The sequence below is a fragment of the Streptomyces sp. NPDC055749 genome (assembly GCF_053617235.1).
Genome location: NZ_JBSHFH010000080.1, coordinates 1,517 through 11,445, shown reverse-complemented (window position 1 = coordinate 11,445; position 9,929 = coordinate 1,517). Strand labels below are relative to the sequence as shown.

The following is a 9,929-nucleotide window of genomic DNA, read 5'->3' as shown; positions in this document are numbered from 1 at the left end:
GCGGCGCCGCCCCGACCGTCCGGGTCCTGCGCGCTACGCCCCGCCCACCCGACCCAACAAATTATTGCCCCCCCCCCGCCCCCCCGCCACGGGGGGGTGTTGGCCGGGGCCCCCCGGCGGGATCGGTTTGCCGCGCGCCCCGGGGGGTGTGGGGCGGGCGGCCATCCGATCGGTGAGGAGTTCCGGAGCCAGAGGCTCCAGTGGTGTGCGCGTGGGCACAACCGGGACGGCACTGGGGAAGCGCCGAACCGGAGTCGCCCGCAGTCTCCTGCGAGCGGCGTGTTTCTCTCATCTGCAGAAACCGTACGTCAGCCGAAGGGGGACCGACAGTCGGAATCGGATCCCGCCATCGGCCCCCCACACGTTCTTCACAGGCCCACACCCGGGCCCGGGTCATCCCCTGCGAAATCGCCTTCCGGCGCCGCCGGGGTTCGCACGCATCAGAGCGTGGCGAAAGCCTGCTCGATGACGTCGAGGCCCTCGTTCAGCAGGTCCTCGCCGATGACGAGCGGCGGCAGGAAGCGCAGGACGTTGCCGTACGTGCCACAGGTGAGGACCAGCACACCCTCGGCGTGGCAGGCCTTGGCCAGGGCCGCGGCGGCTGCCGGGTTCGGGTCCTTCGTGCCGGCCTGGACCAGCTCGATCGCGATCATCGCGCCGCGGCCACGGATGTCACCGATGATGTCGCCGTTGGGGAGCTTCGACTGCATCTCGGCGAGGCGGCCCTTCATGACCTCCTCGATGCGCTTGGCCTTCGCGTTCAGGTCCAGCTCGCGCATCGTCTCGATGGAGCCGAGCGCGCCCGCGCAGGCCACCGGGTTTCCGCCGTACGTGCCGCCGAGGCCGCCCGCGTGCGCGGCGTCCATGATCTCGGCGCGGCCCGTCACTGCGGAGAGCGGCAGACCGCCCGCGATGCCCTTGGCGGTGGTGATGAGGTCGGGGACGATGCCCTCGTCCTCGCAGGCGAACCACTGGCCGGTGCGGCAGAAGCCGGACTGGATCTCGTCGGCGACGAAGACGATGCCGTTGTCCTTGGCGAACTGGGCGATCGCCGGGAGGAAGCCCTTGGCCGGCTCGATGAAGCCGCCCTCGCCGAGGACCGGCTCGATGATGATCGCGGCGACGTTGTCGGCGCCGATCTGCTTGGTGATCTCGTCGATGGCCTGCGCGGACGCCTCGGCGCCGGCGTTCTCGGCGCCGGTCGGCCAGCGGTAGCCGTACGCCACCGGGACGCGGTAGACCTCGGGCGCGAACGGGCCGAAGCCCTGCTTGTACGGCATGTTCTTCGCCGTCATGCCCATGGTGAGGTTGGTGCGGCCGTGGTAGCCGTGGTCGAAGACGACGACCGCGGTGCGCTTCGTGTACGCACGGGCGATCTTCACCGCGTTCTCGACGGCCTCGGCGCCCGAGTTGAACAGCGCGGACTTCTTCGCGTGGTCGCCCGGCGTCAGCTCGGCCAGCTGCTCACAGACCTCGACGTAGCCCTCGTACGGCGTGACCATGAAACAGGTGTGGGTGAAGTCGGCGAGCTGCGCGGTCGCGCGGCGTACGACGGCCTCGGCGGATGCGCCCACCGACGTCACGGCGATACCGGAGCCGAAGTCGATCAGACGGTTGCCGTCCACGTCCTCGATGATCCCGCCGCCGGCGCGGGCCGTGAACACCGGCAGAGTGGAGCCCACCCCGGCGGCGACCGCCGCGAGACGGCGAGCCTGGAGCTCGACCGACTTCGGGCCGGGAATGGCGGTGACGACGCTGCGCTCCTGCGGGACTGCGCTCATGAGGGGCTCCTGGGGGTGTTTCGTACGCTTCTCTTTCTGCAGGCTAGGGGCGGGGACCCATGACGGGCATGCTCCGATCGGGAGTGGTGGGGGGCGTGTCCTTGTCCGCTGCGGACAGATGGGCGTACGTGTCCCGGAGGTTCTCCCGGAGGGACCGGCCCTGGCGCCTGGCTGACCCGCTCGTGCGGGCGCACTAGATTGACCGGGGCAGCGGACGGACCTGGCTGGTCAGGGGGCAGCGGTTCATGGACACCGAAGGCACGTACGGCTCACGGGACACACGGGCGAACAAGGTGCCCCGCCCCGCCGCGCCACCATCCGCCGCGCCACCACCCGCCGGACCCCCACCGGCCACCCCGCCCCCACCGGCCGGCCCCCCGTCCGCCCCGCCGCGCCCGGACCGCGCACCGGCCGCAGGCCCGCGGCTCGACGAGTGGCTGCGTACCCCGCGCCTCCCGCAGGAACCCGGCGTCTGGCGGTACGGCCACACGCCCCGGCCCCCCGAGAAGCCCGAAGGGGTCTCCGACCGGTCCCTGGTCGTCGGCACCGTGATCGCGGTGCTGTGCGGCGTGCTCGTCTGGTCCCTGTGGCGCAACGGGTACATCCCCTACCGGCTGGTCCCGCTGAAGCTCTTCACCCCACGCGAGTGGTGGTACGTGGGCAGCGCGGGCGGCCCGCGGACGGTGGAGGGCGTCGACGCCCTGACGGTGTACGAGGCCGTCCTGTTCGGGCTGCTCGTGTACGGCTGCGGGCGCCTGGGCAACTGGTCCGAACTCTTCCGGCGGCATGTCGCCGGGCGCGGTCAGCCCTTCCTCGGCGTGGCCACCGCGGTCATGGCGGGCCTGGCTCAGCTCCTCGTCTGGCAGGACGCCGTGCCGCTCGTCAGGCCCGTCCTCGTCCTGGTCGCCTCGGTCGCGGGCGGTGAGGTCTTCCAGAGCCAGAGCGTCGTGAACGTCATCTACGCGCTGATCACCGCCGCGGTGCTGTACCCGTTCGCCCGCCTGGGCCGCTGGCGGGAACTCCTCGCCACGTACCGCAAGGGCGGGTCCGCGAGCCCCCACGCGGCTTCGGCGGCGGAACCTGCCGCCGACACGGCCGACGACCGGTGGCCCGAGCTGCGCGCCGCCGGACAGATCGACGCCGCCGAGACGCTCACCGCCGAGGTGCGCTCCGGCCGCATGAACGACGTGGACTGCGCACGGCTGCGGCACGCCTGGACCGTCGCCCGGGCGCGCCCCGACCGCCTCGCCGGATTCACCGAAGCCGTCCTGCGCGCGGGGGGCGCCGCAGCCCTGCATCCCTCCGGCCACCGGGACCTGCCCAGGCGCACCGCCCGGCACGACGTCCTGACCGGACAGGTGCGCATCGGCCGGTGCGCCGATGACACCCACAACCCCTATGAGCGCCGCGGCTCGGGCCTCGCCCTGGAACCCGCGCTGCTGGGCAGCTCCCTGCTGGCGGTGGGACCCCCCGGCTCCGGCAAGTCCGCCGCTCTCGTACGGCCCGTCGTCGAGTCCCTCGCGCTCCGGGCACTCGCCGGGCAGGCCGCCGTGCTGGCGGTGGGCGGGGACGGAGCGGCACTCGGCCCCGACGACGCGTACGACGTCGTGGTGCGGATCGGCGACCCCGGTTCCGTACACGACTTCGATCTGTACGGGGGTACGACAGATCCGGACGAGGCCGCCGGGGTGCTCGCCGAAGGGCTCATCGGTGATGTGTCCACGGTGGACAGCCGGCGCGCGGCCACCGTGCTCGCCCAGTTGCTCGGTCCGTTCCGTGCCGTCCACGGCCGTTTCCCGTGCGTGCCCGAACTCCGTGAGTTGCTCGACGGCGCCCCCGGCGCCCTCGAAGGGCTGCGCGGGGCGCTGGAGGCGGGCGGCCAACCGGCGATGGTCCGCGAACTGGACGCCAGGGCCCGGCAGGCGGGCGGCGCCGGAGATCCCGGGCCGGTGCTCGCCGACCGGATCGCGCTGCTCGACCGGCCCGCGTTCGCGGGATTCTTCGCCACCGGGGACGAGTCCCGCCCCTTCTCGCTGCGCTCCCTTGAGCAGCTTCCCCTGCGGGTCCGTATCGATCTGCCGGAGCGCACCCACGCGGAGGCGTCCCGGCTCCTCGCCCGGCTGGTCCTCGCCCAGTTCACGGCCGTGGCCGCGGCCCGCGGGGACCGTTCGCTCTTCGTCTGTCTGGTCCTGGACGACGCGACGCACACCGTGACGCCCGAGACCGTGCGCGGGATCCGGCGGCTGCGGTCCGTCAACGCGGGCGCGGTCCTCGCGCTGCGTACCGTCGACGACGTCCCCGAGTCGCTGCACACCGCGCTGATGGGCGCGGTCGGCTGCTGCATGGCGTTCTCCGGCGTCACCACCTGGGACGGCAAGCGGTTCGCGGAGGTATGGGGCAAGGAATGGGTGTCGACCCGTGAGGTCGCCCAGCACACCGTCTTCGCCGACCAGCCGTTCACCCGCGCCGTGCACGCCCTGCGCAAGCTGGTGACCGGCAAGGCCGTGACGACGGACGCCGTGACCGTACGGCAGGTCGAGCGGGAGCGCTGGTCGGCATCCGAACTGGCGTACTCCGTCCCGGCCGGGCACGCGGTCCTGTCGCTGACGACGGTGGACGGAGAGCACGTACCGCCGCTTCTGGTGAAGCTCGGCGACTGAGACGAGTACGGGTGGCTACCGGGGAGTAGGGCGGCGAGCGGCTTCATCGACTCTGCCGCCCTGGCAGAATCGAAGGAGCCGTTCGTACGGGACGGCGAAAATCGATCCAAAGGTCCCGCGGTCCCATGCCCCCCACACTCGCCTCGCTCGCCCAGCACTCGGCGCTCAAACTCACGGTCCGCGCGGGGGCCGACCGGCTCGACACCCCGGTGCGCTGGGCGCACGCCAGTGAGCTCACCGACCCCGTGCCCTATATGGAGGGCGGCGAGCTCCTGCTCGTCACCGCCACCAACCTCGACGCCGAGGACAGCGCGGCGATGCTCCGGTACGTGCGCCGGCTGGCCGCCGCCGGTGTCGCGGGCATCGGATTCGCCGTCGGCGTCAACTACGACGAGATCCCGCGGGCCCTCGTCGACGCCGCCGAGGAAGCCGGGCTGCCGCTCCTCGAAGTCCCGCGCCGCACCCCGTTCCTCGCCATCACCAAGGCCGTGTCGGCAGCCATCGCCGCCGACCAGTACCGGGCCGTCACGGCGGGCTTCGAGGCCCAGCGCGAGCTGACCAAGGCCGCCGTCGCCGGGGACGGGCCCGGTGAGCTCCTCACCCGCCTCGCCGCCCACGTCGACGGCTGGGCCGCCCTGTACGACACCTCCGGCGCCGTAGTGGCCGCCGCGCCCGACTGGGCCGCCAGACGGGCCGCGCGCCTCACCCCCGACGTGGAGCGCCTCCGGGACCGCCCCGCCCCGGCCAGCGTCGTCGTCGGCGGCAGCGACGACCGGGTCGAACTCCAGTCGCTCGGCACCGGCCGCCGGGTCCGCGGCGCCCTCGCCGTCGGTACGGGGGCGGCGCTCGGCACCGCCGAGAGGTACGCCGTGCACTCGGCGGTCGCCCTGCTGACGCTCACCACCGCGCGCTCCCGCTCGCTCCAGGGCGCCGAGCAGCGCCTCGGCGCCGCCGTCCTGCGCATGCTGCTCGCCGGTCAGCCCGACCACGCGAGGGCCGTCGCCGGAGACCTGTACGGCGGGCTGCTCGACGCCCCCTTCCGGCTGCTGATCGCCGAAGCGGCGCCCGCGTCCACCCCCGAACTCCTCGCCGAGACCATGGAGGCCGCCGCGGCCCGGGCCGGGGAGGCGCTGCTGATGGTGCCCGAGGGCGAACGGATCGTGGTGCTCGCCGCGGACGGCGGCGCCGCGGTCGCCGCCTGCGCCGGCTACGCGGAGGCCCAGGACGAGCGCCCGGCCCGCGAACCGGGCACGGAGGACGGCGAGGTCGTCGTCGGCCTGTCCGCGCCGGCCGGACCGATCGCCGTCTCCGCCGCGTACAAGCAGGCCGAACAGGCGCTCTCGGTGGCCCGCCGGCGCGGCAGGGCCCTGGTCGAGCACGAGGAACTGGCCGCGGGCTCCGTACTCCCGCTGCTCGCCGACGACGCCGTACGGGCCTTCGCCGACGGGATGCTCCGCCCCCTGTACGAACACGACGCCAAGGGCCGCGGCGACCTCGTCGCCTCCCTGCGCGCCTGGCTGTCCCGGCACGGCCAGTGGGACGCCGCCGCCGCCGACCTGGGCGTGCACCGCCACACCCTGCGCTACCGGATGCGCCGCGTGGAGGAGATCCTCGGCCGCTCCCTGGACGATCCGGACGTCCGTATGGAGCTCTGGCTCGCACTGAAGGCGACGACGGCCGCGGGCTCGGGCACCCCCGACGCCTGATCCCCGACAAAGCGGAGCGTCGGCCGGTTCCTGTACTCCACGCCGGACAAACGTCATCCGCGCCGGGCCGCCCTACGGTGGTGGAGCACGACACCCACGAGCTCCGCACGACCTCCGAAGGGCCGGATCCGCCATGACTTCCACCCACGCCTTCTGGCTGGCCGGCCGCCAGGCCACCGGCGAGGACAGCTTCGACGTCACCAACCCCTGGGACGGCCGTCTCGTCGGCACGGTCAGCGTGCCGACCGACGCGCAGACCGAGGAAGCCGTCGCCGCGGCCCACGCCGTGCGCGAGGAGTTCGCCGCGACCCCGGCGCACGTCCGTGCCGCCGCGCTCGACCACGTCGCGCGCCGCCTCGTGGAGCGCACCGAGGAGATCGCCCAGCTGATCTCCGCCGAGAACGGCAAGCCGATCAAGTGGGCCCGCGGCGAGGTCGGCCGGGCCGTCTCCGTCTTCCGCTTCGCCTCCGAGGAAGCCCGCCGCTTCAACGGCGGCGACGCCCAGCGCCTGGACACAGACGCCGGCGGCACCGGCCGTCTCGGTCTTACCCGGCGCTTCCCGAAGGGCACCGTCCTCGGTATCTCGCCCTTCAACTTCCCGCTCAACCTGAGCGCGCACAAGGTCGCCCCGGCCATCGCCGTCGGCGCCCCGATCATCCTCAAGCCCGCCCCGGCGACCCCCATCTCCTCCCTGATCCTGGGCGAGCTGCTGGCCGAGACCGACCTCCCGGCCGGTTCCTGGTCCGTGCTGACGGTCCCGAACGACCGCATGCCGGCCCTCGTCAAGGACGAGCGGCTGCCCGTGATCTCCTTCACCGGTTCCGGTCCGGTCGGCTACTCGATCATGGACTCGGTCCCGCGCAAGCACTGCACCCTGGAGCTCGGCGGCAACGGAGCAGCGGTCGTCCTCGGCGACTGGGCATCAGAAGAGGACCTGGACTGGGCCGCGAACCGTATCGCGACCTTCTCCAACTACCAGGGCGGCCAGTCCTGCATCTCGGTGCAGCGCGTCATCGCGGACGCCTCGGTCTACGACCGGCTCGTCCCGAAGATCGTCTCGGCCGTCGAGGCCCTGGTCACCGGTGACCCGTCCGACGCCGCCACGGACGTCGGCCCGCTGGTCAGCGAGGACGCCGCCGAGCGTGTCGAGTCGTGGGTCGACGAAGCCGTCCAGGCCGGTGCGGCGCTGCTGACCGGCGGCAAGCGGGACGGCGCGACGTACGCCCCGACCGTGCTCACCGACCTCCCGGACAACGTCACGCTCTCCTGCGAAGAGGTCTTCGGCCCGGTCCTGTCCGTGCAGAAGGTGGACGGCGAGGCGGAGGCGTTCGCCGCCGTCAACTCCTCCAAGTACGGCCTCCAGGCAGGCGTGTTCACGCACGACCTGCAGACCGCCTTCCGCGCCCACCGCGCCCTGGAGGTGGGCGGCGTGATCATCGGCGACGTCCCCTCGTACCGCGCGGACCAGATGCCGTACGGCGGCGCCAAGCAGTCCGGCGTCGGCCGCGAGGGCGTGCGCTACGCGATGGACGACTACACCTACGAGCGCGTCCTGGTCCTCACCGGCCTCGCCCTCTAGGTCCTCCCCCCCCCGAACGGCCGCCTGCCTTCCGCCCGGACAGCGATCGCAGCAGGCGGCACAACGAACGGTCGCAGCCCACTGTGCGGGGGCTGCGGCCGTTTCGTATGCCCTGCCGCAGGGGTGGTGGGAGCGGCCGGGGTCGGGTACATACGGATGAGTGGTACCGATCGGTACGACTCATCCGTAACGACCCGACACGCGGCGAGGTGAGCTCCTCATGTCCGCTCCACCCGATACGCCCCAGGCGCCCAAGGTCACCGAGCGCGAAGCGCGCCAGGTGGCCGAGGCCGCCCGTGAGAAGGACTGGCGAAAGCCCAGTTTCGCCAAGGAACTCTTCCTCGGCCGCTTCCGGCTCGACCTGATCCACCCCCACCCGCTGCCCGCGGGCGAGGACGTGCGGCGCGGCGAGGAGTTCCTCGCCCGGCTGCGCGACTTCTGCGAGACGAAGATCGACGGCGCGCTGATCGAGCGCGAGGCCCGCATCCCCGACGAGGTCATCAACGGCCTCAAGGAACTCGGCGCCCTCGGCATGAAGATTTCCACCCAGTACGGCGGCCTCGGGCTCACCCAGGTGTACTACAACAAGGCCCTCGCCCTGATCGGCTCGGCCAGTCCCGCGCTCGGCGCGCTGCTCTCCGCCCATCAGTCGATCGGCGTACCGCAGCCGCTGAAGATTTTCGGCACCCAGGAGCAGAAGGACGCGTTCCTGCCCCGGCTGGCCCGTACGGACATCTCGGCGTTCCTCCTCACCGAACCCGACGTCGGGTCCGACCCGGCCAGGCTCGCCACCTCCGCCGTACCCGAGGGCGAGGACTACGTACTGGACGGCGTGAAGCTGTGGACGACCAACGGCGTCGTCGCCGATCTTCTGGTCGTCATGGCCCGCGTCCCGAAGTCCGATGGGCACAAGGGCGGGATCACCGCCTTCGTCGTCGAGGCGGACGCCCCCGGCATCACCGTCGAGCACCGCAACGCCTTCATGGGCCTGCGCGGCCTGGAGAACGGCGTCACACGCTTCCACCGCGTCCGGGTCCCCGCCGCCAACCGCATCGGCCCCGAGGGCGCCGGCCTCAAGATCGCCCTGACCACCCTCAACACCGGCCGCCTCTCGCTGCCCGCGATGTGTGTGGGGGCGGGCAAGTGGAGCCTGAAGATCGCCCGCGAATGGTCGGCCGTGCGGGAGCAGTGGGGCAGGCCCGTCGCCAGGCACGAGGCGGTCGGCGCGAAGATTTCCTTCATCGCCGCGACCACGTTCGCGCTGGAGGCCATCGTGGACCTCGCCTCGCAGATGGCGGACGAGGACCGCAACGACATCCGCATCGAAGCGGCACTGGCCAAGCTGTACGGCTCCGAGATGGGCTGCCTGATCGCCGACGAACTGGTCCAGATCCGTGGCGGCCGGGGCTTCGAGACCGCCGACTCGCTCGCCGCCCGCGGTGAACGGGCGGTCCCCGCGGAGCAGTTGCTCCGCGACCTGCGGATCAACCGGATCTTCGAGGGCTCCACGGAGATCATGCACCTGCTGATCGCCCGCGAGGCCGTCGACGCACACCTCAAGGTGGCCGGGGACATCATCGATCCCGACAAGCCGATGTCCGCCAAGGCGAAGGCCGGCGCCAACGCGGCCGGTTTCTACGCCCGCTGGCTCCCGAAACTGGTCGCGGGACCGGGCCAGCTCCCGCGTACGTACAGCGAGTTCCACCCCTCCGGACACCCGGACCTGGCCACCCATCTGCGGTACGTCGAACGCTCGTCCCGCAAGCTGGCCCGCTCCACCTTCTACGCGATGTCCCGCTGGCAAGGCCGCATGGAGACCAAACAGGGCTTCCTCGGGCGGATCGTCGACATCGGCGCGGAACTCTTCGCGATGAGCGCCACCTGCGTCCGCGCCGAACTCCTGCGCACCACCGGCGAGCACGGCCGCGAGGCGTACCAACTGGCCGACGTCTTCTGCCGCCAGTCCCGCATCCGGGTCGAGGAACTCTTCACCCGCCTGTGGTCCAACACCGACGACCTGGACCGGCGCGTGGTCGACGGAGTCCTCTCCGGTACGTACACCTGGCTGGAGGAGGGCATCGTCGACCCGAGCGGCGACGGCCCCTGGATCGCCGACGCCACCCCGGGCGCCTCGACGAAGGAGAACGTCCACCGGCCCATCCGCTGAGCGCCCGCCGGCGGGGCACGTCCAAGCGCTGGACGT

At 72.5% G+C, this 9,929-nt stretch carries 5 protein-coding genes and 1 pseudogene; 4 read left to right on the top strand and 2 right to left on the bottom strand.

All coding sequences use genetic code 11. The annotated features are described in order from the left end of the window. Positions 1–110: 110 nt before the first annotated feature. Together ACWGO0_RS35065 and gabT are read right to left on the bottom strand one after the other, a co-directional pair. Positions 111–292, bottom strand: a pseudogene (locus tag ACWGO0_RS35065) (phosphatase PAP2 family protein); the annotation flags it as partial. Positions 293–440: 148 nt separating this feature from the next. Continuing rightward, the gene (gene gabT, locus ACWGO0_RS35060; protein WP_453544144.1) at positions 441–1,781 is read right to left on the bottom strand and encodes a 4-aminobutyrate--2-oxoglutarate transaminase; all 1,341 of its coding nucleotides are present in this window, start codon (positions 1,779–1,781) and stop codon (positions 441–443) included. Positions 1,782–2,026: 245 nt separating this feature from the next. On the opposite strand from gabT, the gene ACWGO0_RS35055 reads away from it, so the two are divergent. From ACWGO0_RS35055 to ACWGO0_RS35040, 4 genes are all read left to right on the top strand, one after another. Then, entirely contained in the window at positions 2,027–4,441 is a 2,415-nt protein-coding gene (locus ACWGO0_RS35055) for an ATP/GTP-binding protein (protein ID WP_453544142.1), read from the top strand. A 125-nt stretch (positions 4,442–4,566) separates the two neighbouring features. Beyond that, complete coding sequence (locus tag ACWGO0_RS35050) at positions 4,567–6,147, top strand: PucR family transcriptional regulator (RefSeq protein WP_453544140.1); 1,581 nt, start codon at positions 4,567–4,569, stop codon at positions 6,145–6,147. A gap of 133 nt (positions 6,148–6,280) precedes the next feature. Continuing rightward, a complete protein-coding gene (locus ACWGO0_RS35045; RefSeq protein ID WP_453544138.1) occupies positions 6,281–7,726 on the top strand; it encodes an aldehyde dehydrogenase family protein in 1,446 nt (481 codons plus the stop codon). 220 nt (positions 7,727–7,946) lie between these two features. Beyond that, complete coding sequence (locus ACWGO0_RS35040; RefSeq protein ID WP_453544136.1) at positions 7,947–9,893, top strand: acyl-CoA dehydrogenase family protein; 1,947 nt, start codon at positions 7,947–7,949, stop codon at positions 9,891–9,893. Positions 9,894–9,929 lie beyond the last annotated feature (36 nt).